18 protein-coding genes, 1 tRNA gene and 1 riboswitch are annotated in these 24461 nt (G+C 48.1%); of the genes, 2 read left to right on the top strand and 17 right to left on the bottom strand.

What is annotated here, in order from left to right; translation table 11 throughout:
- Positions 1 to 36: 36 nt before the first annotated feature.
- The 10 genes from PQG83_RS20215 to PQG83_RS20170 all read right to left on the bottom strand — a co-directional run bounded on the left by PQG83_RS20215 (position 37) and on the right by PQG83_RS20170 (position 15147).
- Positions 37 to 891: a class I SAM-dependent methyltransferase gene (locus PQG83_RS20215; protein ID WP_312744966.1), complete on the bottom strand. Its 855-nt coding sequence runs from the start codon at positions 889 to 891 to the stop codon at positions 37 to 39.
- A 33-nt stretch (positions 892 to 924) separates the two neighbouring features.
- The gene (locus PQG83_RS20210; protein ID WP_312744965.1) at positions 925 to 5043 is read right to left on the bottom strand and encodes a glycoside hydrolase family 99-like domain-containing protein; all 4119 of its coding nucleotides are present in this window, start codon (positions 5041 to 5043) and stop codon (positions 925 to 927) included.
- Positions 5040 to 6518, bottom strand: coding sequence for an ABC transporter ATP-binding protein (locus PQG83_RS20205; protein WP_312744963.1), 1479 nt, complete (start codon positions 6516 to 6518; stop codon positions 5040 to 5042). The genes PQG83_RS20210 and PQG83_RS20205 overlap by 4 nt, the downstream gene beginning before the upstream one ends.
- Positions 6508 to 7323, bottom strand: a complete 816-nt coding sequence (locus tag PQG83_RS20200; RefSeq protein ID WP_312744962.1) for an ABC transporter permease — start codon at positions 7321 to 7323, stop codon at positions 6508 to 6510. The genes PQG83_RS20205 and PQG83_RS20200 overlap by 11 nt, the downstream gene beginning before the upstream one ends.
- A gap of 558 nt (positions 7324 to 7881) precedes the next feature.
- A complete protein-coding gene (locus PQG83_RS20195; protein ID WP_312744960.1) occupies positions 7882 to 8676 on the bottom strand; it encodes a hypothetical protein in 795 nt (264 codons plus the stop codon).
- Positions 8677 to 9009: 333 nt separating this feature from the next.
- Complete coding sequence (locus PQG83_RS20190; RefSeq protein WP_312744959.1) at positions 9010 to 10398, bottom strand: outer membrane beta-barrel protein; 1389 nt, start codon at positions 10396 to 10398, stop codon at positions 9010 to 9012.
- 664 nt (positions 10399 to 11062) lie between these two features.
- Positions 11063 to 11464, bottom strand: coding sequence for a fibronectin type III domain-containing protein (locus tag PQG83_RS20185; RefSeq protein WP_312744957.1), 402 nt, complete (start codon positions 11462 to 11464; stop codon positions 11063 to 11065).
- A 76-nt stretch (positions 11465 to 11540) separates the two neighbouring features.
- A riboswitch (cyclic di-GMP riboswitch) is annotated at positions 11541 to 11630 on the bottom strand.
- A 638-nt stretch (positions 11631 to 12268) separates the two neighbouring features.
- The gene (locus PQG83_RS20180) at positions 12269 to 12523 is read right to left on the bottom strand and encodes a hypothetical protein (RefSeq protein ID WP_312744954.1); all 255 of its coding nucleotides are present in this window, start codon (positions 12521 to 12523) and stop codon (positions 12269 to 12271) included.
- 333 nt (positions 12524 to 12856) lie between these two features.
- Positions 12857 to 14743 (bottom strand): FG-GAP-like repeat-containing protein, encoded by a 1887-nt coding sequence (locus PQG83_RS20175; RefSeq protein ID WP_312744951.1) that lies wholly within the window; start codon positions 14741 to 14743, stop codon positions 12857 to 12859.
- Positions 14744 to 14769: 26 nt separating this feature from the next.
- Positions 14770 to 15147 carry a hypothetical protein gene (locus PQG83_RS20170; protein ID WP_312744948.1) on the bottom strand — a complete coding sequence of 126 codons (378 nt, stop codon included), beginning with the start codon at positions 15145 to 15147 and terminating at the stop codon, positions 14770 to 14772.
- A 1399-nt stretch (positions 15148 to 16546) separates the two neighbouring features.
- On the opposite strand from PQG83_RS20170, the gene PQG83_RS20165 reads away from it, so the two are divergent.
- On the top strand, positions 16547 to 17305 hold the full coding sequence (locus PQG83_RS20165; protein ID WP_312744945.1) for a Tll0287-like domain-containing protein: 759 nt from the start codon (positions 16547 to 16549) through the stop codon (positions 17303 to 17305).
- A gap of 211 nt (positions 17306 to 17516) precedes the next feature.
- Here the strand turns inward: PQG83_RS20165 and PQG83_RS20160 are convergent, their stop codons facing one another.
- From PQG83_RS20160 to gltX, 3 genes are all read right to left on the bottom strand, one after another.
- The gene (locus tag PQG83_RS20160; protein WP_312744942.1) at positions 17517 to 17792 is read right to left on the bottom strand and encodes a hypothetical protein; all 276 of its coding nucleotides are present in this window, start codon (positions 17790 to 17792) and stop codon (positions 17517 to 17519) included.
- Between the two features lie 319 nt (positions 17793 to 18111).
- Positions 18112 to 18185 (bottom strand) — tRNA-Gln (locus PQG83_RS20155).
- 57 nt (positions 18186 to 18242) lie between these two features.
- The gene (gene gltX, locus PQG83_RS20150) at positions 18243 to 19673 is read right to left on the bottom strand and encodes a glutamate--tRNA ligase (protein ID WP_312744939.1); all 1431 of its coding nucleotides are present in this window, start codon (positions 19671 to 19673) and stop codon (positions 18243 to 18245) included.
- A gap of 324 nt (positions 19674 to 19997) precedes the next feature.
- Between gltX and PQG83_RS20145 the strand changes: the two genes are divergently transcribed.
- A complete protein-coding gene (locus PQG83_RS20145) occupies positions 19998 to 20699 on the top strand; it encodes a SurA N-terminal domain-containing protein (RefSeq protein ID WP_312744937.1) in 702 nt (233 codons plus the stop codon).
- Between the two features lie 183 nt (positions 20700 to 20882).
- Here PQG83_RS20145 and queA read toward each other — a convergent pair whose 3' ends face one another.
- Genes queA through PQG83_RS20125 form a run of 4 tightly spaced genes read right to left on the bottom strand, consistent with a single transcriptional unit; the run spans position 20883 to position 24408 of the window.
- Positions 20883 to 21905, bottom strand: a complete 1023-nt coding sequence (queA, locus tag PQG83_RS20140; RefSeq protein ID WP_312744934.1) for a tRNA preQ1(34) S-adenosylmethionine ribosyltransferase-isomerase QueA — start codon at positions 21903 to 21905, stop codon at positions 20883 to 20885.
- A 28-nt stretch (positions 21906 to 21933) separates the two neighbouring features.
- Positions 21934 to 23130, bottom strand: a complete 1197-nt coding sequence (locus PQG83_RS20135) for a SpoIID/LytB domain-containing protein (RefSeq protein ID WP_312744932.1) — start codon at positions 23128 to 23130, stop codon at positions 21934 to 21936.
- A gap of 9 nt (positions 23131 to 23139) precedes the next feature.
- A complete protein-coding gene (locus PQG83_RS20130) occupies positions 23140 to 23379 on the bottom strand; it encodes a DUF2905 domain-containing protein (RefSeq protein WP_312744930.1) in 240 nt (79 codons plus the stop codon).
- Between the two features lie 15 nt (positions 23380 to 23394).
- Positions 23395 to 24408 (bottom strand): aspartate-semialdehyde dehydrogenase, encoded by a 1014-nt coding sequence (locus PQG83_RS20125; RefSeq protein ID WP_312744929.1) that lies wholly within the window; start codon positions 24406 to 24408, stop codon positions 23395 to 23397.
- Between the last annotated feature and the right edge of the window lie 53 nt (positions 24409 to 24461).

The raw sequence follows: 24461 nt of genomic DNA, 5'->3' as shown, positions 1-24461 counted from the left end.
CAGACACACATCACAATCTGTCAGTTCGGAAAGCCACTACTTCACCGCACGAATAATGATGGGAAGCATATTGCCATATTCATACTCGGGATGATTATTCGAGACCAATCCAGAAAACACATCGTAATTGACACCGACACGGACATCGCGAAAACCGCACAGGATTAAATCATCCAACAATCCCCAGCCATAGTGATAAAACGTCAATGCCCCCTGAGGGTTAATGGGATCACCATGGTATTCTGGCTCCATCAACAACTCGAGAGATCCATCAGCCAGGATCCGGGCCTTTTGAATTTCCCGGTCAAGCCTGAAGAAAAAGGGACAGGTAAAAATGAGAGTTCCACCCTTCCTCAGAACCCGATAAAGTTCTTCCAACGCTTTTTTATAGTCAAAGACATGCTCAAGCACGTCATTATGAACAATGACATCAAGCGAACATGATGAAAATGATAACCCCGTAATAGACTCGTGTCGGACGGAGATTCCGCACGCCGTATGCATAGTTCCACCCTGGACATCCTTTCCTATATATTCAGATCCGATAATCCCCGGGTAGATTTCCTGAAGACGTTGAAACAACACAGAGGTTCTCTCCAATATAGCCATCTGCACATCGGCATAATTTGCCGACTCCAATGCAATGGCCGAATAGATCAGGCGATTGCGATTTCCCAACCCGCACTCACAGACCAACCCTTCCCGGAGATTAGGGAGAAGTCCGAAATAGACTCCAGCATTTACCGTGAATTTCCTTACCCCCCGACATACGGCACAATACCCGGAAACCTCATTTTGCGAAGAAAGATAGCGCTCTGCCTCGAGTTGATACGATTTAATTTGAGTTACATATTGAAGGAAATCATGCTTTCCATTGAACCACGTAAACATAATCATTTTTTATAGAAAATTGAGAACCGTCGGTTATCCCAGACCGTTTTTGGTAGCCACCAGATATTGATGACCAAATGCCCGATCAGGCTCTAAGTGGTTCCCTTCGGCCCATTCATTCCATGCGTTAATAAAGACCACTCGTTCATCGCCAAAATGGAATCGCCGTGTTTGTTCAACGACCTGTCGCAACCAGTATTCGTATCGTTCGGGAGTTGCACCCACAAAAACATGAGAGACATCTTGCCGGCGCGCAGTATTGTCCCACGAAGGCATCACGCCTTTAAAGAGTTTGTAAGATGGCCAGGTTCTTCGTATAAAGTTTTCGGATGTCTGGACATAATCAAACAACACACCCTGATACTCAGGATTAATCAAGGGTTGTGAGAGCTCAGCTTGCACCGGATACCGATGAGGGGGAAATTCAATAGCCGCATCAAACCCATAAAGACTTGGATCATCTCCCATCGGCATCCGATCAAAGCTTTGAACATAGGCTAAGTAAATTTCTCCAATCCCCGCGTTCACACAGTATTCCCGCCACAAATCCGCAGTCCGTTTCGGCTCCGGAAACTGGCCGAGTCGGTACACAATCACCAAAGGCTTTCCATGTATTCTGACATACCGTGGATCCAGCAGCGCGGGGGCAATCTCCGCAATAAAGCCAGCATGATCCGCCTGGGTATGACTCTGTGCGATGAGGATATCCTCCTCACATCCGTCCCATCGTCTCGTCCAGTTCTCATTGGCCCAACAAAGGCAGAACGGAAAGTCCGGGGAACCGGATTGCAGCACTTCGTCAAGGGGACGATTCAGTAGTTTCTTTCCGGCAAACCAGTAATAGTAATAGCAGAAGGCCGAAATGCCATACTGGCGAGCCAACCGGGCTTGCTCTTCTCGTACCTCAGGCATACGTAAATCATAAAATCCCAAATCCGCCGGCAGATGGGGCTGATAATGACCTTGGAAATTTGGCCGCGCTTTCGTCACATTCGTCCATTCCGTAAAACCTTTGCCCCACCACCTATCATTTTCAGGAATGGGATGATATTGAGGAAGAAAAAACGCGATCGCACGAACCTCATGTAGCTTTTTCAGCTCATTGCTCCATCGTTCCATAAAAATCCGACTATTTTTCGCAATGAGAGGCAGCTTCGCGTGCCTGGAATCATTGGTGCTGACGCTGAGATGGTGAACGACCACGGAACGTGGTTGATAGAAGACCCGCTTCCCTAACTTTCTCACACGGAAGGCTAAATCCGAATCTTCGCAATAACTGGGTGCATAGATGTCATCAAATCCCCCCAGGGTCTTAAATAATTCAGCCTTGATGAGCAAGCAGGCTCCGGAGCAATAATCGACCTCCCGCACCACATTATATTCTGGCCTGTCCGGATCACCATTCAACCCCACCAGCTCCGCTGAGCCATCCGGTTTAATAATGGCCCCAGCCTCCTGGAGCACACCATTTGGATACAACAATTTTGAACCCACAAGGCCAACTTCTGATTGTTCTTGGAAGGTGTTCACCAATTCATCAAGCCATCCCTCAAGCACCTGGGTGTCATTATTCAGTAACAACAGATATTGGCCGCGAGCCAATGTTGCACCCTTATTGCAAGAATTGAGAAATCCAATATTTGTCTCATTCCTGCAATAACGAATATTCTGAACATCCGGGAGAATATTGGGGGTCTCATCCTGAGACCCATCATCAACGATAATCACCTCAAAGCTACACTGAGGCACATGACTCAAAATCGAAGCCAAACAACAAACAGTGTATTCCAGGTGATTGTAGACAGGGATCACGATGGACACCAAGGGCTGCTCCACTTCAGTGAAATTGAAGGACTGAATGAGCGTGGTCATCCCACCCGGTTCAAGCTGAATGAGAGAAACCGGCTGACGAGGAGGATTCTGAGGAGAGAAATGCAGATTTCCAGATTCATGAAGGACAGGCAATTGCCTGTCTTTCCACCGCCGATAACTTTCCGTCTGTTGAAAGAAAGAGCCGAACCGTCCAAAGACAAACGACACCAATTGATGTTTTCGGTTAGGGGAAACGGGCAATAGGGATTTTGCACTCGTTAGGACTCGATCAAGCGAGCCACCAGGGGATTGGCGATTTTGCGTCACAGGAAGATCTGAGCCCTTCAACCAATGCACCAACCTTGCGCAAACCCTTCCACGCCATGAGCCCTCTGGACATAGCCGTTCCCTCAAGATCCGTACTTTGCTGATATTTCGCCAAAGCAAGGATGAATGCATGCGACGTAATTCTTCCTCTTTCGTCAGCAGTCGTTCATACAGAACGCCAAAACGCTGATCCCATTCCCCAACAATCCGTTCGTGCTCAGCCACAGCCTTATTGAGACTGGCGATCTGCATTTCGCGTTCAGCCGCAGCTTGTTTGAGATTGGCGATCTGACCATCACGCTCAACCAGGGCTTGATTCAGATTTTGACGAGGCAAAGGAGTCGTGCGCAGCCATTGAAGAAATTCATCATAGCTCAAGGGCCGCCGGACAACTTCGGTTTGCAACTCTATCTCCTGCTTGGCGTAACGTTCGATCGTATCATCGGTTACGACAAAGCCCATGGCTTTGAATACAGCAAGAAAAAGTCTTAATGGCGTGTCAAGAGAATCATGGTCAGTTGTGCCAAAGCGCGTCACCGAATGAATGAGCAAATGCAGTGAACGAAAAATCATCCTGCCGACCGATAGGTCATCGTTCAATGTCCATTCTTGATCTATGACCTGCCATGTCCCGTCATGGCTAACGATGATGTTTTGCGGAAGCGCGTCAAAAAGTTCACCTGGTAACGGTATGTCCGGAGAGTCGATTGGCAAGGAAATTTCGCCAGATACGTTCATCGAAAGCAGTATTTGCAGGTATCGGTTCAAAAATGCGGCAACTTCTTCTATACACCAGCCATCCCGAGTGACAATCTGGATGAGCTCTTGAGACAATGGCCTACCGTGCACATATTCGGCTTTTTCTGGAATGTTAAACGTCAAGAGTCGACCGTGAATATGCATGGTTGAACCGGACACAAGGGGATAGTACTGAACTTCGATTTCGCCATTGTCGATGGATAAAAACCGCGTTTCCTTGCAGAACTCTTTGGACCGTTCACTTGTGAAATGCCAGGCCAGGATAAACGGATCCAACACGTGCTTGAGAGATATCCCCGCCACAATGAGAAATGAGTTTGCCAAGTCCAACGCCACTCCGTTCTGCGTGAGAACCGGCCAAACCAGTTCAGGTGAGATTGCCAGAAGTGGCGGCAGTTGTGGATCGCGCTTGACGCTTTGCCATGCCAGAGCACTGGCATCAAACTCCTCACATAAAAACCCACTTTCACTTACGATTGAAGCTGGCAACTTATAGTCAGGGAATGGCGCCATAAATTCCGAACTCGCAAAACCAGCCTGTCTGAGCATCTCTGCCAGCACTTTGCGCCCATAAGTGTGTGGCTGATCTTTGCGGTATCGTCCTTCTAGACCATACATAGCTTGCCCAACGTGATCTTCAGGTGCGCCAGAAAAATATTTAAGCCCCAGTTGGTTCTCAACCGCCACAATCAACTTCCCATTGGGTTTCAACATGGATCTCACTCGCTGTAACATCCCGAGTGCAGGATCTTCCCCCGGCGTGAACAGGTTTGCATATTCGAGCACACCGATGAGTGTGATGACATCAAACTGGTGATTCAATTTGAAGTCATCAAATTTGTCCGACGCCACAATGACGTTTGGTAGATCACGGGTGCGTGATCGCGCGATACTTGCACGGCGATGAGTTCCTTCCAAAGCCAGTACATGGGCCCCACACTCCCCCAAATAACGTGTTATGGCGCCACATCCCGCGCCAATTTCCAGGACATCCGTGGCTTCCAACAGGCTTTGAAATGGACGCAAGATATTAGCTCGGGTGCTGCTGAGGTGGTACAGAGACGGCCAGTCCGTGCAATGCTGACGTAACTCTGTAGACAAAACAGAAATATCACTCGCCTGCTCAATGATCCCAGCGAGGCGTTGCTCGATGATCTCGCCATCATCGTAATCAATGCCGAGATATTCAGGTCTCGACCAGACGTCAGTTTTGGGATTGAGCCCATAGCCCGCTTTTGACAGGAGTGATTTCATAACGCAATTTCCTGAGCCGTTAAGTGGAGACCCAAGTCCACCAGGCCAAAAAATTTAGTTTCTGGCCGAACTTGAAAATGAATCGCGTCATAACGCCTGTCGTGAGGCGTGTCTACTTCGCCCTGCTTGGTGGCAATACCTAAGGAAAGGAAATAGTCTCCAGGCGCAAGACGACAACAGAAGACAGCCTTGGCATAAGCTACTTGACCATGCTGACCCAATGATTTGAATTCTTTGGCTTCAAGTGTTTCGGAATTAGCCCCATAGATGGTTACACCTTCTTTGGTTTTGATTGTAATCCCTAATATTGGTCGCACTAGGCTACTTGAAAACCTAAATGAAACACCCAAATGGACCGTTTGTCCCGTCGAAATCGCATAAGGATACATGTCCCCATCTGCCGACAAATAAAAATCCAAAATTGAGGCCGAACCATCCCCCCAGCGATATTCGTGCGGATTGTAACCGGGACGAGTGGCAAACACATCTTCCGTATAACTTAACGAGCACCTAAGGTTCGCAGCCTCGTTTGCAGCGGTTGTGGCTGCCACGATGGGCTCGGCGTCTGGTGATTTTTTTTCTTTGCCAAACAACAAATCCATATAACGATTCACCACCACGCGAGGTTGGCCGGACTCCAGCACCATCCCATTTTCAAGCAATAGTGCCTTAGTGCAATGCGTCACAATCTGTTCGCTAGAGTGGGTGACCAGCAATATGCTGGTCCCACTATCCTTGAGTTTCTTTAAACGATCAAAGCATTTGGCCTGGAATTTTGCATCACCAACGGCTAAGGCTTCATCCACAATGAGAATAGCGGGGGCAACTTGGGATTGAACAGCAAAAGCGAGTCGAACCATCATCCCGCTTGAGTACATTTTTACCGGTTGTTCAATGAAGTCGCCAATATCGGCAAATGCAATGATGTCATCGATACGCGCATCGGTTTCTGCTCTGCTCAGTCCAAGCACTGCGGCATTCATGTAAACGTTTTCGCGCCCGGTAAACTCAGCATTGAAGCCCGAACCCAATTCCAGCAGGGCGGCAATCCGGCCATAGGTAAAAATGCTGCCACTGGTTGGGGTGAGCGTTCCGCAGATCATTTGCAGAAGCGTAGATTTTCCACTGCCGTTGCGACCGATAATGCCAACGGTTTCACCCTTTTTTACCTCGAACGAGACTTCCTTGAGCGCCCAGAATCCACAAAAATATTGTTTGGAGGGCCTACCGACAAATCTTTGCAATCGTGGATATATCCACTGCTTTAATCGATCCTGTGGTTGATCATAAATCTGGTAGCACTTGCAGAGATTTTGCACGCGTATGGCGACGTCATTGGCCTCCTGCACGGTTTGCCCACTTACCCCCGCAGTCTTGTATTCTTGCGACAAGAGATAGGGGGGTTGAGCTTCCTCTCCCCTACTCTTGTCCCGTGAGAAGATTGAGGGTTTTGTAAAGAGGCTCTTAGACGACATCAGCAAATCCTTTTCGCGTTATTTGGAACCAGACAAAGCCCAACCAACCCACTACCCAAAAAACAACCGTATACAGGAGCCAGTCTACCCATTCCGGCATTTGCCCTAAAAATATGACCGATTTCGACGCATTCAGGACAGGTGTCAACGGATTGAGCTGAATGAATCCTCGATAGGTTTCAGGAATAGCCGATAGGGGGTAAAAAATAGGACTGAGAAACATCATCATCGTCGTCATCACGCCTACCAACGGCTGGACATCACGCAGAAACACCCCCATGGAAGACAGAAACCAACCTAATCCTACAATTAAGAGGACAAACGGAAAAAGTACCACCGGCAACAGCAACACCGTTAGGGGTGGGAAACCATGGACTATGAGGTAAAATATAAACAAAATCAGAAGACTTACGGCCGCATTAAAAAGTGCCACCAATATCGATACCCAAGGCATTATCTCCAGAGGAAACACTACCTTTTTTATATACGACACATTTTCAAGCATAAGACCAGGAGCACGCGTGACACATTCGGAAAACAGATTGAAAATAATCAACCCGGAAAATAATAACAGAGCAAAGGCGCCATTTTCTTCCGTGGGCACCTCCCATCGAATCTGAAACACGACCGAAAAGACAAACGTATAAACCCCTAACATGAGCATCGGGACGACAAAGGCCCAGATTACCCCAAGCATCGACCCTCGATAACGAGCATCAATCTCTCGCTTGGCAAGGCGAGCAATCAAGGTCCTGTGCTGCCAAGCACAGATCAGTGGTGAAAAAGGATTGTACGTATTATTCATGCCTACTTATCGATTTTAGCCAAGAATGAGCCTTGTCTTTGCACCTGGAAAAGATTGACCGAGTGTAAATTCAAATGCGAATGATCCCTCCAACAAACCCATTTTTTCAACGCTACCTTACCCAATCTCCCTGCACGAGATTCTGACTCATAAGACATCGACTCGAACCATCCGCTTAGTTTCTCAATTCCGGTAATTAAACCAATGAAATCAAAGGGGCGGGCGACCAGGAAGTGAAAAAAATTCTAAAATGAATTTTGGGGTATGCGTCAGAAAGAAATGGCCTACTCAAGCTTCGGGAAGATTCCAGTTACATAACTGAGGGGGGAAAAGGCCAAATACGGCAAAGGGGATTTATATCAAAATCAACACCATACCATCAACCATCCGGCCGGAGGTCATTAAATCTTCCAAGAGATTTTCAAGATGTCGATGACGTACTTTTGGCAAAAAAGAGATGCACCGGCAACATCTGAAGCCTAAATCCATCCTCGTCCGTGCTCAGACCAACACGCAACCAGCTAAAAATGAATTCCTATTTGAAGCTCAACTTTCCGGTTACGGTTGCATACTCCGAAGCATCTCCTCCTGCAGGTAGCTGGGAACCGGCTCAATCTCCATCGGTGGATAGGCTGTGGCTGGAATGATTGGCATGTCCGGTGAGTTGGCCGGCGGCGTCACCTGCATCCCACTAGCACTACTTGGCGGCACCATGGGCATCGTGGTTCCTGCGGGAACCGGCTGAATATCCATGGGAACACCCACAACCGGGCCCCTTAAGCCAGGGCTTTCTCCTGGAGATGAGAAGGATGAGGAGGCTGGAGCAAAATTGTCACCAGGCTCCCCTTCCTGAGACAGGAATGAACGGGGATCCATCTCTTCTTGCCCGGGATCCATTTGCCGATCTGCACTCAATTCCGATTCACCCAAACCATCAGATGATCCAATATCTGTTGTGTTCCTCGTCTCAGAAACCGGTTCTCTTGGTGGAGCCTTTGGAGTTACATAGAGATATTGCAAGCGTCCCGCCGCATTGACCGTAAACGCATAATCCCACTGCGCCAGAATTTTGGCCAAGGCCGGGAGTATTTTGTCTTGCTGTAGATCGACCGAAATGACTCTATTCAGTTCTTCGGCAGGGGCTTCATATTTTATACCCAACTGTTTCTGTAATTGCTCCAGCACCGTTCGTAAGGTCACCTGTGAGAGATGACCTGTTAGCCGATCACCTTCAACCTGGATTGGGACTTCCGTGGCCACTGCCATCCCCTGTCCCATGAGTGCCCCAAATATTAAGAAGACCATTAGCACCAGACCTCTTATCCATCTCGTCATTCCTGGTTTGGATCTCATAGTGAGTCTCCTTATCTAGCAGTGAACACGGAAAAACATGGACTCATCCCATCCACGAACATTTCCCATCACGTCCCTTAGTCATTAGTGCTTTCTTGCCACAACAAAAAAGATATCACTATTGGGAACATACGAAGAAATTAAGGGATTTCCGGATCTATCAATTGGTAGAAATCTTTACCGAAGACTTCACCCCATGTTGTTCAAAAAGGATGAGAGGACTACCGCCACGAGGCGATCTCAACAACTCACAAAAATGTTAGTCCCATAAATGGCGAAGGTCAAGAAACAGTTCCGAGAGAATTGAATGAATCAAAGGTGCATTCCGTTTTTCTAGATTATTCCTTCGATGGAAATCATGAACGTATTACTGTTGAAATCAAAATTGGCTATATTTGAGGTTCTCTTCTCGAAAATATAATCAAAGCGAAAGCCCAGCCATTTAACCGTACGGTATTCCGGTCCTATCCTTAAGCGAAATCGATCATCCGTTCTATTCGTATTAAAATTATCGTTGGCGTAGTAGAAATTACCCCTGAGGGCCAGACGGCTGGTAAATGACTGTCTCCCATACACGTCGACGCCTATTCGTTTATAGGTGGAGGTACCCTGAACCGCTGACTGATTAATATTCGAAAAGGGACGGAGACGAAAGCTTAACCGGGAAGTAGGGTTCCAATCCAGGTTTCCTCGCATATAAAAGAAGGTCTGCTGCTCCGATCCTAGGCTTAACCCCCTTGCAAGGAGGGCCTGGCCACGGGCTGAGTCTTCATCGATGAGCGCGTGGTCAAAATTTAAAACCTGGTACCCGATATTGAATTCCCCTGAGAGTTGGCGGGTAGGTGCCAGGCTGAAGCCGGTATATGCCCCGTAACCGAAACTATTCTGTTGCTTATTCGTATTATAATCATTGTTGACTATTCGAACGCCGACGAGGGCGCGGGTTGAGTGGGTTACAGCGACAGACACGCTCAGATTGGCACTAGCACGGCTCCGGTCACGCGAGGCAGCCTGCCCATTGTTGGTGTAATTTACATCATCAAAATTTGTGCGAAGACGGATACCAGCCTTTTGTCCCGTGAATTCAATCTGGCCTAAAAACTGATTCACATTCCATTTGGTAATATCCCTTTGTTGGGTATCCACTTCCGATCCTCTCGGGTCAAACCCTTCTAAATGGCCTCCCTGCAAGTCTATGGCTAAACCACCCGGATAATTCAAACTGACGTGTCCAAGAGCATCTTGGGCCAGGGCATTATTTTCGGTAAATTTTGCGTAGAGAAATTGGGCAGCACGATAGTCAAGAAGGACTGAATGCTTACCTCCGGCAAACGGCATGAACGCCTGAATTCCAGGCGCGATGGTCGTAAGAAAGTCACTTTTCGTATTTGTGTCTCTCTTAAAGACATTGTCGGTATACACTTCCGATGCACCTAAAAACGGACGGAGTAGGACCGGACCGGCTTTGATACCATCCCCTAAACCATTTCCCGTCATATATTCACGAAAAAGCCCCCCCCGATTCTGAATAGGCTGGTGAGACCCGGTAAAATAAAACAGTCCCATATCAGAAAAAGATTGAGCCTGTCCCTCGACGGGGGACAATACCTCACAGGCAACGAGAACAGTCAGAATAAGAGCAATCGGCCATTTCCGCTCACTGAGTGTGCCAAATGGGGAAAGACGCACCGCTCTTGTTTTTCGCCATACGGAATTAATCATTACAGTTACCTTATTACTTTCAATTCGATGGAAGTGCGGGGGGTGGAGTCAGAAGAACGCTCTATAGTTTTGGGCATGACGAACTCTAAGATTATGGTGCCCTCATCAACCTGTTAAGTCAATTGCAAGGTGAGTTCCCTGACAAGGGGTGGACCTTACCATAGGAACCCGCACTAGAAACAGTCCTTCTACCTTAGTAGAAGTGAAGTATAAGGGTTTTTTTCGTAGACCGTTTTTCTAGATGGGGATGAATACCAAAATTACAGGATAAAGTCGATCAAAGGTGGGGGAAACACATAACACTCTACCGGGAAGATTTCAGTTTTAAATACAGGGATAATGTAGGACTTCATGTAAATTTCTTGAGAACATTTACAAAAATCTCGACGGAGTGAGACTTGAGAAAATCGCAAAATATTCATGAGATTTCAGGTCATTGACCCTGTCCTCATATTCATTGTTTAACGAATGCCGGAGAAGAATTCCTGATAAACAGGACATTCGCGGAACAGCCTCGTTCTGCAAATTTTCTTAGAGGTAGGGAAACTTCAGTATCACGGAGCCAGCTTCACAAGTCCCGTGTGAAAACCGCTTACGATATTTCCGTTGATGCACCCCATCCAAATACAATCTATCTGTAATCATTTTTCCCAGAAAACAAATTTCAATAAACCTTTACATCCTTAGGAGGGGCAGGGCGCGCATTACCGATAGGCAAGGTAACACTCACCTGGTTCGAAAACGGGCTTTCAATTTTACGAGCCCGGTCGTAAGCTTTTACCGCAAAATAATAGGTTTGACCGGGATTCAGGCTTGTCACCGTATACATGGCCTGAGCTCCGACATCTTGAGTCTCCGTATAACTGCCGCTTGAAGTTCCGTAGGCGACAATGAATCCACCATATTCTGCGGAAGGAGGATTCCAGGCTAGGGTGACTTCTCCCGCCAGTGCATTGGAGGAAAAAAGACAGAGAAACACAACAACGGTCCATAATGCACTCAATGCAAATGGAAAGGAATGGGTTCGGGGAAAGGTTATTCGAGAGAAACCTTGATTGTGTAACATACGAGATCTCCTTTATGCATGTGAGTCATGCCGAGCGAAGCCACTCCGCTCATGATCAAGGAGACTCTGTGGCTTGCCTGGCAACCTGGCAACCTTATCTCAAACTCCGAGACGTAGGCCCATAGCTTTGCGTCCCACCCTTTCAGATGGTTTGCTTTTTTCAGGATACAACCGTTTTTAGTTCTGGATGTTTCATCGGAATCTTTGTCAGATCCTTGAATCCTGGGAAAGAAAACTTCAAATTTCTCAAGAATTCATGAAGCCTGCCAAACCTTAATCACAATAAAACAAAAATAATTGTAGAAAAATGAATCCTATGGTTCATGAATCAATCTTATGATTATACAGACGCAATGTGTTAACGAACCTCTAATCTGATGAACCTACACCTGAAGCACAGGGAACCCGGGCGATTTCCCAAAGCCCTCTCGCCAGGAAAATCGGCCTCACATGAGTTGGTCCCTAAGGAATCAGTAAAGTAACCCAAATTTCTCTGCTCAGGAGGCCAATACGTGCGTGATGATTACTAATATCTACAGGTCTGTTTATGTTCCCCCGTGATGTAATCAAAATCAAGTTTGCGTGCGAGATAAATGCTCTCAAAGAGATTGCAGGGATCACTGATAACGCATCATTGTGATTAGAAGTGACATCAAGCATTGAACCGGAGGGGGCTCGCAATCTACCGCATCGATGAATTTTCAAACGCCTTATATTCCTCTTTTCTATTTTTTGTCGAGGGTATGCCGATAATCCTTAAAAAAGCTTGGGAATGACTAAACTCAGTGCAATAAAGTTAGTTTCTTACCATCCAACCATTTGCGAAAACACAAGATAGATCCAAGCGGCACCAAAGATATATGTGATTTCTTTTTCACCAATCCGTTCATAGAACAGACGATATCCCAGAATCGGCACAATGGCTAAGATCAGGGCAGAAAAAAAATGCCCAACCACATCGCCTAAGATGGCCCCAATCTCGGAATGCCCAGGTACCGCAAGTAAGATGCTGCCCGCAAGCATAGCGGCCCACCACCATTTCACATTGGCCGTTAGCATATCCATGCTCACATATAAGGGAAAATGTTTGTCATTACCAAATCATGCCCTCCCAATTGGACTAATCTCAACAAATGGCTCGAAATATTTTGACCGCTTAAAAGGAATGCACCCGGAAACAATAACTTTCCATTAGGAAAAGGCAAATTCCAGCACCAGCGTGACAACTAAGACAACGACCGGTGCTCTTGATCCCAATCCAGCTTTTAGACTCCCGCCAAATGCACTCACATGCGTTTCGCACTTCAACTCGCTGGTATCAGAAAACAACCATTTAGACACATTTCGGTATGTGGGGTGAAACACAAGGTTGTAGATTTTTTTTAACTTTGCTTAATGTTGGATTTCCCAATTGAGTGAGGTACTGCCCGGAAAGCCAACCGACATGATAGTGAGCCCATTCATCATCCACACCGCCACCGTACCCGTCTGATTGTTACGCCAAATTATATCTGCCCGCCCATCCCCATTGATATCACTGGTGTCAGCAATCTCCCACCCCTGAGGCACCACGCCAAAAAATCCCGGCGAACTGAGAGTCACCCCATTCATCAACCAAATTGCAACCTCCCCGTTACTCGTTTTCCGCCAAACAAAATCCCCCATCCCGTCATCATTCACATCACCCACCCCTGCAATTTGCCAATCCGTGGAGACCCCTCCGGTGAAACCTATTGACAGGACCGTGAGCCCTTGCATTAGCCACACTTCCACTACGCCGGTAAGGTTATTCCGCCATATAAGATCCGCTTTTCCATCGGCATTCATATCTCCCGTTCCCACTATTTGCCACTCCAACGGTACGGCGCCCAAATGGCCGGAAGAAGCAATCGTGGAACCGTTCATTAACCAAATCGTCACTTCCCCACTACTCGTGTTGCGCCAAACGAGGTCCGCCCTCCCGTCGCCGTTGACATCACCTACACTCGCGATTTGCCAATCCATAGAGACACTACCCGGAAAGCCCACCGACATGACCGTGAGACCATTCATCAGCCACACCGCGACCGTTCCTGTATCGCTGTGACGCCAGATAACATCTGCTTTCCCATCCTCATTGACATCTCCAGTACCGGCAACCTGCCACTTTGACGACACCACGCCTAATGAACCGGAGGAAGCAATCGTAAAACCGTTCATCAACCAAATCGCGAGAGCCCACGTGCTCGTGTTGCGCCACACGAGGTCTGCCCTCTCGTCACCATTAACATCATTCCGAGTTGGGAAACTCACGCCAGCCTCAAATATCCATCCTAAATCTTGCAACAGAGGTTGAGCTAACCCGAGATCATGAATCGCCCTTCCGGAAGCTATTCCGGGCTCCATAAGCTGATCAGGCTTAATCGTGTTCGTGAAATGAGACACCGATGAACCTAATTGAGCCGGGTTTGGAGCGTACATCTGAACATGAGTATCCGTTCGTCCGGCTGTCAGGGTCCCGGAGCCGCCTTGAAGATTGACACCGACAAAATGAAGATCCGGGTTCGCCACATTCGCAAATTGCCTTTGGCTATCGGTCATGACGGGGTAATTGGCCGGACTGGCTCCATGAAGCTCCAACCAACCCATAAATACATCATTGGTTCCTAAGAATTTCTCTCCGGTTTGCACATCAACGAGTGACAAAAATCCAAGGCCATGAATAATTTCATGAAGTACCACGGTCACAAAATCAAATTGTCCAGATGGGGGATTGGCATCCAGCCCAAAATACCAATTCGTGAAATTTGCACTGAAGGTGGCACTTATATCACTGGTCGTAAGATCCAGATCCTGTTCTGCAAGCTTATTGGCAAGAGATTGGACATACCAGGTATTCGCCACAGGAGCATTGGGAAAATTCCGATGGACAGTATTAGGGCCAGCCGATCCCAGTATTCCTGTTCCTAAAGAATCAATTCGAGCATCGACTCGAATGCCCACCGTGCTCACCAGCACCTGCGCTAAAATATTTGCCGCATACTCAAATGCTTTCAACCGTGCCTCCCCAAGAGTGGTGGCCGTATTTCCACCCACTGGCGTAAAAGGCGCAGGATCGTTAAATCCTTCCCCGGGACCATCTTTATTCACAATAATAATGGTGGCACCGAAGGTCTCGGTCAAAGGTCCAAAGCAGCCAAAGAATAAAACGACCAGAAATCCAGACACGCAAAGGCCGAAGGGCATCGGTAACTGAGAAGGAGAGGGGCCTCCCAGTCTGGTGACTTTAGAATAATTCATGGATGAAAAGAGTCTTCCAATAATCTTCAGGGTTTCAAAGGCTCTCGGTCCCCAGGTTCATGATGATGAATCGCATGGTCCGCTCCGTCAGGCACCTTCAGAATTGACTGAAACCGGCCCTCAATATTCACCATTGTTCCTCCCCCCGCATCCGGAACATCCCGTAAGCCCTCCGTACTCATACGACTCTCGGGTATCGAGCCAGAATCAAGAGGTCGTAGCGTCCCATCCGGCTCTTCGATCCGCATTGGGGCTTTACCAGGTCGAGGGTTTCCCTGGCGATGTTTAAGAGACATCCCTTCCTCTTCTCCGCCAGATATTTCAACAATCACCTCTGCTTTCAGGAGTGGGGCACTAATCAGCATTATCCAAAGCATGACAGATACCGGCATCATAATTTTCATTGTATTTCCTCCTTTCAACAGTTCTATGTACTCTCTCTGAGAGAGAATTCGGCGGGAAGCCGATCAAAAAAGCTATTTTGCCTGCGATTTTCATTCAATCTACTATTCCCTTTGGTCCATGACAACTAAAGAAGAAAAAACATGATGTTTCATTGAAAATGTATGCCATTTTCCCCACACGTTGTGTGGAGATATGCATAAGATGCATGAGCGAGGGAAATTAGTATATCTCAAGAATGCCAACCACTCCATAGAAAGTATGTGTGCGAGGCTTGTGGATGCCACGAATTGTGTCCTAAAGCAAGGGATTCGGCAAATTGGAATTCTCTTGATTTCATTAGGGGGAGGTAAGTTCAAATATTGCTTGGGATTATGATTCCGAATTTGAAGGATAAAAACTACCCATACACCATTATGAAGGCAACCCTTCTTCATTACTCTTAACAAGCGAAAACGGGTCAAATGGTATTGAGACTCCCCCAAAATACAGAGAAAATTCAGCAATTTTTATCTGCCAGCCCTATAAAATTCGAGGCAGGATTTAGAGTGAATCCTATGTCGGGATGGATGAATGACTCAAAGAGGAGAGCAGTTGAGTTGCCATTGCTTCATTCTGATTGGACTATTCTTTGTTGTCCGACGGGGGATTGGAAAAAGAAAAGTGTTCCCTTTCTGAAGATGGAAAGGAGCACCGTCTAGGTCAATTTGATTCCGATGATGGCAACGAATAGCAAAATACATATGAATACGGTTTTTTATCGACCATATTTTTTATGAACTTTAGGGGTGAGACGCATCTCTTAAGAATGGATGTACATTGAGCCACATGACTTCTTCCCATGGTCCTCGAGGATATTTACCGTGGAAATTTTGGTGTGGATAGAATTAACAAGGGATAGAAATCGAGAAAGATAAGCTTTTTTATGTGTTTAGGGGCGGAAATCGCCAGAGCATCATAGACCTTCCACTTATCCGGGTCATAAATTCAATATTGAACTTCGATCATACTTCCTTGCATGAATATGTACCTGGCAGGTTTTTCCTGAATATCCCAATGACGCCCATTTATTTATTAATCGTCACGTGTAAGATCATAGGGAATTGCTGTAGACCCCGCGAGCTCTCTATTTATGCCCCAAATGGGTTAGCAAAAATTTACGTCGTTTCCGTCTTCCCAGTTTCCTTACTTGCTTTTCTGAGTTGAACAGATTTTCAGGTTCTTGTATTCTTTGGCGCTTAGCGTGAAGGAGATCCCAGGCAGCATTCTCTCAGCTTCACGGCAAATTTGCTTTTTTTCGTGCGCCCTTATTTTTCCAAGTTTACATATTACGTTTCAAAGAATAATCCGGAAGTTGTCACAAGAAGGTTGCGATATCCTTATTTATGAGGGAGAGACAGTATGAAACAGGTGTCCCTTCGAGTTGTGAGAAGATGGAGTGCGTTAATGATATGGTGGGTATGGATCAACCCCTTAATGGCCCAGGCCAATTCCGACATCGTGGAAACTGGTCGGCTTTTGGCCACATTATTGGATGCAGGTCGAGTGACAATCGGCCAGAATCAAGCGTTAATCAATGATGCAAGCAAAGGTGACAAGGGCTTTACCCCGGAGGTATTCGAGAAACAGATGGTAGCCTTATACAAGGAACGAATGGGAATCGATTTGCATAACCTGCAGAATGCACAAATTCCAGATCAAGCCAAGCCATTATTGACTAGACTCGTAGAAGAAAGTCAGAAAACCGTAGCAAGCTATCAAACAGTCATAAACTTTGAAGGCGTCAAATTCAAAGGGCTCATTCCCGCCACCTTTGGCACCGAAACGGCCAGGCGTTTCCAAAATTGGTCAAAAGTCTATTTAAAGCAGACGGCTCCCGATCATTATTTAAGAAACCCCAAAAACAAAGCTGATGCCTTTGAAAGAGAAATGATGCAAACCTTTGCAACTTCTGCCCCTGGCGATCGGAATGAAGTTTTCAGTAAGACCATTGAAGATGAAAAGAGTGTACGGGTCATGCTGCCACTCTACTATGAGAAAGCTTGCTTAATCTGTCATGGGGGTCCCAAAGGTGAAAGAGATGTATCTGGCTACGAGAAAGAAGGGGGAAAAGAAGGTGAGTTAGCGGGGGCTATCAGTGTGAAATTACCCTTTCCTTAAAAGGCCATTTCGTAAACAGGTATAGAGGCCGTTCTTTGGAGAAAAAACGACCTCCCACGACTTTTGGGAGAAAAAAGCAAATAAGAGTAAATCTCATCCAGGATATTTTCAAGAAAAAAAGCGTTCAGTGAATGATCACGCCTTCCCCTGGCGACCTCCCTCAAACAATTCTCATCAATTGAAGTGCAAAATTGGAGAAACGAGCCAAAACTTATTGTGAGGTTAAACGCCAGCGCTTTCTCTTTTCATCCGGCTCGGCCTCATCAACGAGTTTGATCTTGCCTTCCTTATGGAGCAACCGCAACATTTCACCACAGGTGTGGTCCAATTCCCCGGTACCCATATTATGCAACCCTGCCCGACGGGCGATTTCTTCCTGAAAAACTCCCGTTCCTCCCGGCTCTGCATCCGGATGCCCATGAAGGACCTCGAGTACATGGCCCTTTAATGCATTAATCAGCTCGGTCCCCCGTTGATGAAGATTCATGGCATTCCCTCTTACATGATCATTCTTGGTAATATGACACGGTGTCTTTTCCCATCCGACCCCGAACACTCAGGCTTCCTTCAGAGCTGAACATTCCCCTCTGCCCTTTAATTTTCTCAAGATTACTTAACCAGTTCAACAATCAGACAAAAACAGTTCTTCCTAATCCTAAGCTTTCCGTCTCCGTGGGTTGAGTGAACTCAAGAAATGACAAAAATACGGGGACCTGGATCCTATCCGTCCATTGAAGATAAAACCGGGTGGATTATTTCCTGATAGCGATGGATTTTCTGGAAGAAAATGTGGAATCTTGGAAAGTTGGCTGGGGGACCAGGGATCGAACCTGGGCAGCCAGATCCAGAATCTGGCGTCCTACCGCTAGACGATCCCCCAACCTAGGCTGAGCTTAATTCACTGTTCAGAAGCAGTCAAGCGAAGCAGCAAGACAAATCAGGAAGGCTGGTTATTGCCCGTGATGGCTCGCCTAACCCCGGCACGGATGCGTTGAAGTGACCGCTCTTTTCCCAATAACGCCATCACCTCATAAATGCCGGGGCTGACTGCCCGGCCTGTCAATGCCACGCGTAACGGTTGAGCCACTTTGCCCATTTTGAGTCCATGACGCTCAATAAGACCATGAAGAATAGGCTCCAGAGTCTCCTTGGCAAAGTCCTCAACAACCTCCACCAGATCGGCAAATTCCTTGAGAATTGGAGCGATCGTCTCGGTGAGATGTTTGTTCGCCGCCTCTTCCTCCATCGTCATGGGCTCTGCCAGATAGGGTACAGCCCCTTGCACAATGTCCAATAGCGTCTCCGATCGCTCTCGCAAGGGCGGGATCAAGGCCTCTGCTCCTCCAGGAATTTTAGACAAGGCAGCCTGGCCATAGCCTGCGCTCTGCAAAAAAGGCAAGAGAGCGTCGGCCACCAATTTAGGGCCGCTGTTTCTAATGTACTGCGCATTGACCCAGCGTAATTTTTCGGGATTAAAGACGGCTGCCGAGGCCTGCACCTGCTTGAAATCGAAAAACTCGACCATTTCCTGAATTGAGAAAATTTCCTGATCTCCATGGGACCATCCCAAACGGACCAGATAATTGATGAGCGCCTCCGGCAGATACCCCATCTCTTTATAGGCCATCACCGATGTGGCTCCATGACGTTTGGATAGACGCGTTTTATCAGACCCCAGAATCATGGGCAGGTGAGCAAACTGAGGCACCGGAAATCCCAAAGCTGAAAAGAGCGGGACCTGTCGCGGGGTGTTGTTGACATGATCATCCCCGCGAATGACATGGGAAATATTCATCAGTCCATCATCCACCACCACCGAAAAATTATAGGTGGGATAGCCATTGGACCTGAGGATGATGAGGTCGTCCATGACTGTGTTATCAAATACAATCTGGCCTTTAATGAGATCATTGACGACTGTCTGCCCTTCCTGCGGGGTTAGAAAGCGAAGAGCCGCCGGTTCGACAGGGTCGGAAATGCCTTGATCTCGACACCGCCCGTCATATTTGATGGATTCGCCCTTAGCCTGGGCTTCTTTTCGTCTCGTCTCTAATTCCTCAGGCGTACAGACGCACCAGTAAGCCAGCTTTCGATTCAAGAGATCCATCGCCCGGTCACGATACAGCTCTAAGCGGTCGGTTTGGCGGAAAGGCCCCTCATCCCAATTCAACCCGGTCCATTTCAAGCCATCCAGAATGACCTGAATAGCCTCATCCGTGGACCGGTCCCGATCGGTGTCCTCAATACGGAGGATAAAGGTTCCACCCTCATGTCGCGCAAATAACCAATTAAACAACGCTGTCCGCACCCCACCAATATGGAGGAATCCAGTGGGACTTGGCGCAAAGCGAACTCGAACCTCACTCATGTGTTTTCACCGATCTTTCTGTTGACCATCCACGCCCATAATGATTGAGACTCCGATAGGTGCCATTGATTTCTCATGGCACCATGATCGCCTCTCCACGCCTCTTTCTCCTGAGAATCAAAGACAGCCTTTTCCGGGACATCCTCATACGACATACACGACGACTCCCATGGTCATATTTCTCATTCTCCGGCCCGTTGCTTTACCATGCCGCCTTACCGATGTAAAGAACTGAATTGGCACGACCTGCTTACTTGCCTTTCCCGTTACCGGCCCTTAAAATTTCATCATGGTCATCAAAGAAATTCCGAGGAGGCAGGACGCATGATTCGAATTATACGCGAGGGTTCCGCTAAATATCCCTGGATTCTCAAGTTACTCATCCTGGGCATCGCCGTCACCTTTGTCATCGGCATGGGTTGGTATGGGTACGAGTCCACTCAAGGCAACGCGGTGGCAACCGTCGGCCCCTATAAAGTCACCAAGGATGAATATCTTCGGACGAAGCAAGGCTATTTCCGATTCTATCGCGACCAACTCAAACAAGAAGACGTCAAAGAGGAGACCATTAAGCAACTCGCTCTCGAGGGATTGATCACCACAAAATCCTGGCAATTACTGGCGGATGAAATGAATTTAGCTGTCTCGGCTCAAGAACTCCACGATGCGATTGTGAGCCAAAAGGACTTCCAAAAAGATGGCGTCTTCGATACAGAATATTACCAGCGACTCCTAGCGGCCAACCGGATGAAACCTCATCAATATGAGGAGCAACGCCGGAACGAATTGCTGGCGGAAAAGGCGAGACTCCTTGTCTCTGAAGCCACAACACTCACCCCGACGGAAATGAAAGAAGTCAAGGAACTCGCTGACCGACAAACGCTTGATGGGGCCGAACCTGACCCCAACGTCTTGGAACAGATTCGCCTTCAATTCCTCATGCAAAAGAAACAACGAGCCATGCAGGCCGTTCAGACGGCTCTTCGAGCTCGTGGAGACGTGACGATTCACGAGGAACTGCTGTAAAAAAAATCTCCGACTTCACCCTGACACTCTCATCGGTTTGGAATCCCCCACTGAGCCACCCGTGGATGCACCGTAAGCACAGACCTTTCCTCTTGCCTCCATAGCATGAGCCCTTGGCCATACGTGAGATAGTCTTTGCAAAGAAAATGACTTCCGGATTATCCCCTATTCCGGCCATCGCCATTATTCAAGAATAAGCATGGCATCCCCATAGCTATAGAACCGATAGCGCTCACACACTGCATGGACATACGCATTCCTGGCCTCCTCTAATCCCGCAAACGCTGCAACTAACATCAAGAGTGTCGTTTCGGGAAAATGGAAATTAGTCAGGAGCCCATCAATGACCCGGAACTTGAATCCCGGCAGGATAAAGAGGCGGGTCTCTCCTGAACAGGGCCTGAGCTCGCCGGAGTCATCTAGAGCTGACTCCAGACTTCGTGCCACGGTCGTCCCGACAGCGACGATTCTCCCGCCTCGCTTCCGAACCTCACGAATCCTCTCAGCGGTCACCCCTGACACCTCGAACCATTCCGGATGCATGATGTGACGTGTGATGTTCGTTGTCTTGACCGGTTGAAAAGTTCCAGGTCCAACGTGCAGGGTAACCGTGGCCGTCCCGATACCCTTCTCTGCCAGTTGCGCGATCAATTGTGGCGTAAAATGCAATCCGGCGGTTGGCGCGGCAATAGCCCCTTCTACTTTGGCAAAGACGGTTTGATAATCTTCTTGATCGCGTGAAACGGGTTGTCGTTTCAAGTACGGGGGAAGGGGGATTTCTCCATGGGACAGTAACCATGTCCGCAATGCACCCGGGCCAAGCCAATGAATCACCGTTCGACCAGGCTCTTTTTCCACGACCTGCGCGCGGGCAGACCCTTCACATTCCACAATCTGTCCGACTCCAACTTTTCCCTGAATGAGGACTTCCGCATGATCTGTACCGATTTCTTTAACAAACAGCAATTCCACCCGGCCCCCACTTGGGATCTTCTTCGCCCAGAGGCGAGCCGGAATGACTTTGGTATTGTTCACCACGAGCAAATCCCCTGGTCGTAATAAACTTGGGAGGTCTTTGACTTGCCGATCGGTAATCTCTCCAGAAGATCGGGTCAGCACTAATAATCTGGCATGATCGCGTGGATGAACCGGATATTTGGCCACTAGGGTCTGGTCAAAGGGAAAGTTGAATTGAGAAAGATCCATGACCAGGCAAGAAAAGAAAGTAAAAGAATTAGTCGACAGCCGTGAAGAGTACACGGTCAATAGGAAGAAGTATCGTGTGGGGGTAATAATGTCGGATAATCGATTGGTAGTCATACCCTAACTCGGCCATCTCGCGCATACCCCACTGGCACATTCCTACCGCATGTCCCGCCCCATGACCCACCACGACCACTTCCTGACCCAATGATTCGATGGAAAACTGGGTGCTGAAAATTTTGGAGTATCCCACAACTCGTCGCAAGTCCTGGCCACGCAGAATAATTTCTCCACGTGAATGGAGCAGGCGCACACGATCAACACGACCCGATGGCGTAAAAGTATAGGGCGTAAAGGTTGCAATGTTGCCAACGTCATACCCCTCTGTGAGCAGTTGCTGCTCAAGAAAGTCGAACGTAAATGATGTGCGCCAATCATAGCGTGGGGCCTGCTCGTCAAACGGGCAGTCGACACCTTTGAGATAGGGAAGATCCAGTGCCCACACATACAACGCATCCTCAGTGGGACCAGCTGCCGTCGACGAATAGGCTGCAAAGATGGGGCGATTTTCATACGTCACCACTTGGCCCCTGGTGGCTTTAACGGCCTGAAGCACGGATTCAGCTTGTACGGAATGGCCATGATAGACTTGATCTTGCACACCGGCGACGACATCGAAGGATTGCAATTGGTTTTCAACTTTTTTGTACAACACATAGGTTCTGGCCGCAACGGCTTGTGCTTTCAGGGCCTCCAAGGGCCACTTGGCCCCGACTTCCCCCGAAACTACGCCTGCGACATACGATTCAAGTTCAACCCAATTAATTAAGGTGAATCCGGATGGGTCCAATCGAATTTCAAGCGGACCGCGAACCACCCAAACTGGCCGTGAATTGTTGAGGGCACCCTTTCCGTTCTTCGTCTCCACTCGTACCTGATAGGTCCCTGTGGATCCTTCAATCCGCAAACTCGACTCAGTCACGACACGGTCATTGAGAAGAAGACCAGCACCTCGCCTTCGAACAGTCACTTGACCTGAAGCATGAAATCTTTTCCCGGAAGGCAGGAGGAGGGAAAACGAATCCGCAGATTGAATGGAAAGAACCTGAGCAGCCTGGACAAGCCCCACGCGAATAACCGGTTCATTCGCCCAAATGACCGGAGAATACAACATCACCCCACTCACAAGGAGTAGACCTAGGGCGACGCGACGTGTCACACATGCCATAACTCTTGCCTACCGCCGGAAGAAAAGATAAAAGATCACACTTCCCACCACACTGAGAATGAGACTGGTCGCAAGAGGAAAGTAAAACGTCACATGATCCCGCTTGATGATAAAATCGCCGGGTAACCGGCCAAGCCAGCCCAAGCCGCCCTCACCGTCAGACCATTTCCCCCAGACCCAAATTATTCCCCCCAGCACCAGGAGGATAGTCCCCAACAGCATCAGAGCTTTTCCCACTCCACTCATCATGTCGACTCTCACGCATTACCGGATAAGTTCCTCGGCGATTTGTACGGCGTTGAGCGCGGCACCTTTTCGCAAATTATCCGCCACAATCCACAGATTCAATCCATGAGTCACCGATTCATCTTCCCTTACCCGTCCCACAAATACCGCATCAGTTCCCACCACATCGATCGGTAGAGGATACAAATTGCGACTGGGATCATCGTAGACCTGAATGCCCGGAGCGGCAGACAGTATCGCTCGTGCGTCATTGGCGGTCAGCTTTTGCTCAGTTTCAATATTCACGGATTCCGCATGGCAGATGAAGACCGGGACCCTGACCGTCGTTGCCGTAATCGGCAACATCGATTCACCCAGAATTTTCCGGGTTTCGTTGACCATTTTCATTTCTTCTTTGGTGTACCCATTCGGTAAAAAATCATCAATATGTGGCAAACAATTAAAGGCAATTTGATGCGGATAGACCGACACTTTGGCTTCTCCAAAACTGAGTAGTTGCCGGGACTGATCAATCAACTCTTCCATCGCATCCTTGCCGGTTCCGGACACGGATTGAAATGTCGTGACAATAATCCGTTTGATTTGGACTGCATCATGCAGCGGCTTCAAAGCCACGACCATTTGAATGGTGGAACAATTGGGATTAGCAATCAGCCCCCGATGTCCCGAAAGAGCATGGACATTCACCTCAGGCACCACGAGTGGTACGTTGGGGTCCATCCTCCATGCGGAACTATTGTCCACCACCACGGCTCCAGCTTTTACAGCCATTGGACCGAACTCTTTGCTGACACCGGCTCCTGCCGAAAACAAGGCCACATCCACTCCCACGAACGAGTTGTGCTCCAGCACCTTGACGGAAAGGGTCTGACCGTGAAACATCACCTCATTGCCTTCGGACCGGGCGGAGGCCAGCGGGACTAATGCCTCGACAGGAAAATCCCGTTCTTCCAGGACCTGGATCATTTCCGTACCAACAGCACCGGTTGCTCCCACCACAGCAACCGTATAGGCCGATTTTTTCTTTATCATGTCAGGCGCACTCCCTCAAGAAAAACACGGATGGCATTCAGTAGTAGACACAT

This window comes from Candidatus Nitrospira neomarina (genome assembly GCF_032051675.1).
Classification (GTDB): domain Bacteria; phylum Nitrospirota; class Nitrospiria; order Nitrospirales; family UBA8639; genus Nitrospira_E; species Nitrospira_E neomarina.
The sequence above is the reverse complement of the archived record's forward strand: the minus strand, read 5'-3'. Positions and strand labels throughout refer to the sequence as shown.

Excerpts from the sequence above, each read along its gene's own strand:
- PQG83_RS20215 (WP_312744966.1), bottom strand. The coding sequence starts at position 891 with ATGTTTACGTGGTTCAATGGAAAGCATGATTTCCTTCAATATGTAACT.
- PQG83_RS20210 (WP_312744965.1), bottom strand. The coding sequence starts at position 5,043 with ATGAAATCACTCCTGTCAAAAGCGGGCTATGGGCTCAATCCCAAAACT.
- PQG83_RS20205 (WP_312744963.1), bottom strand. The coding sequence starts at position 6,518 with ATGTCGTCTAAGAGCCTCTTTACAAAACCCTCAATCTTCTCACGGGAC.
- PQG83_RS20200 (WP_312744962.1), bottom strand. The coding sequence starts at position 7,323 with ATGAATAATACGTACAATCCTTTTTCACCACTGATCTGTGCTTGGCAG.
- PQG83_RS20195 (WP_312744960.1), bottom strand. The coding sequence starts at position 8,676 with ATGAGATCCAAACCAGGAATGACGAGATGGATAAGAGGTCTGGTGCTA.
- PQG83_RS20190 (WP_312744959.1), bottom strand. The coding sequence starts at position 10,398 with ATGATTAATTCCGTATGGCGAAAAACAAGAGCGGTGCGTCTTTCCCCA.
- PQG83_RS20185 (WP_312744957.1), bottom strand. The coding sequence starts at position 11,464 with ATGTTACACAATCAAGGTTTCTCTCGAATAACCTTTCCCCGAACCCAT.
- PQG83_RS20180 (WP_312744954.1), bottom strand. The coding sequence starts at position 12,523 with ATGCTAACGGCCAATGTGAAATGGTGGTGGGCCGCTATGCTTGCGGGC.
- PQG83_RS20175 (WP_312744951.1), bottom strand. The coding sequence starts at position 14,743 with ATGAATTATTCTAAAGTCACCAGACTGGGAGGCCCCTCTCCTTCTCAG.
- PQG83_RS20170 (WP_312744948.1), bottom strand. The coding sequence starts at position 15,147 with ATGAAAATTATGATGCCGGTATCTGTCATGCTTTGGATAATGCTGATT.
- PQG83_RS20165 (WP_312744945.1), top strand. The coding sequence starts at position 16,547 with ATGAAACAGGTGTCCCTTCGAGTTGTGAGAAGATGGAGTGCGTTAATG.
- PQG83_RS20160 (WP_312744942.1), bottom strand. The coding sequence starts at position 17,792 with ATGAATCTTCATCAACGGGGGACCGAGCTGATTAATGCATTAAAGGGC.
- gltX (WP_312744939.1), bottom strand. The coding sequence starts at position 19,673 with ATGAGTGAGGTTCGAGTTCGCTTTGCGCCAAGTCCCACTGGATTCCTC.
- PQG83_RS20145 (WP_312744937.1), top strand. The coding sequence starts at position 19,998 with ATGATTCGAATTATACGCGAGGGTTCCGCTAAATATCCCTGGATTCTC.
- queA (WP_312744934.1), bottom strand. The coding sequence starts at position 21,905 with ATGGATCTTTCTCAATTCAACTTTCCCTTTGACCAGACCCTAGTGGCC.
- PQG83_RS20135 (WP_312744932.1), bottom strand. The coding sequence starts at position 23,130 with ATGGCATGTGTGACACGTCGCGTCGCCCTAGGTCTACTCCTTGTGAGT.
- PQG83_RS20130 (WP_312744930.1), bottom strand. The coding sequence starts at position 23,379 with ATGATGAGTGGAGTGGGAAAAGCTCTGATGCTGTTGGGGACTATCCTC.
- PQG83_RS20125 (WP_312744929.1), bottom strand. The coding sequence starts at position 24,408 with ATGATAAAGAAAAAATCGGCCTATACGGTTGCTGTGGTGGGAGCAACC.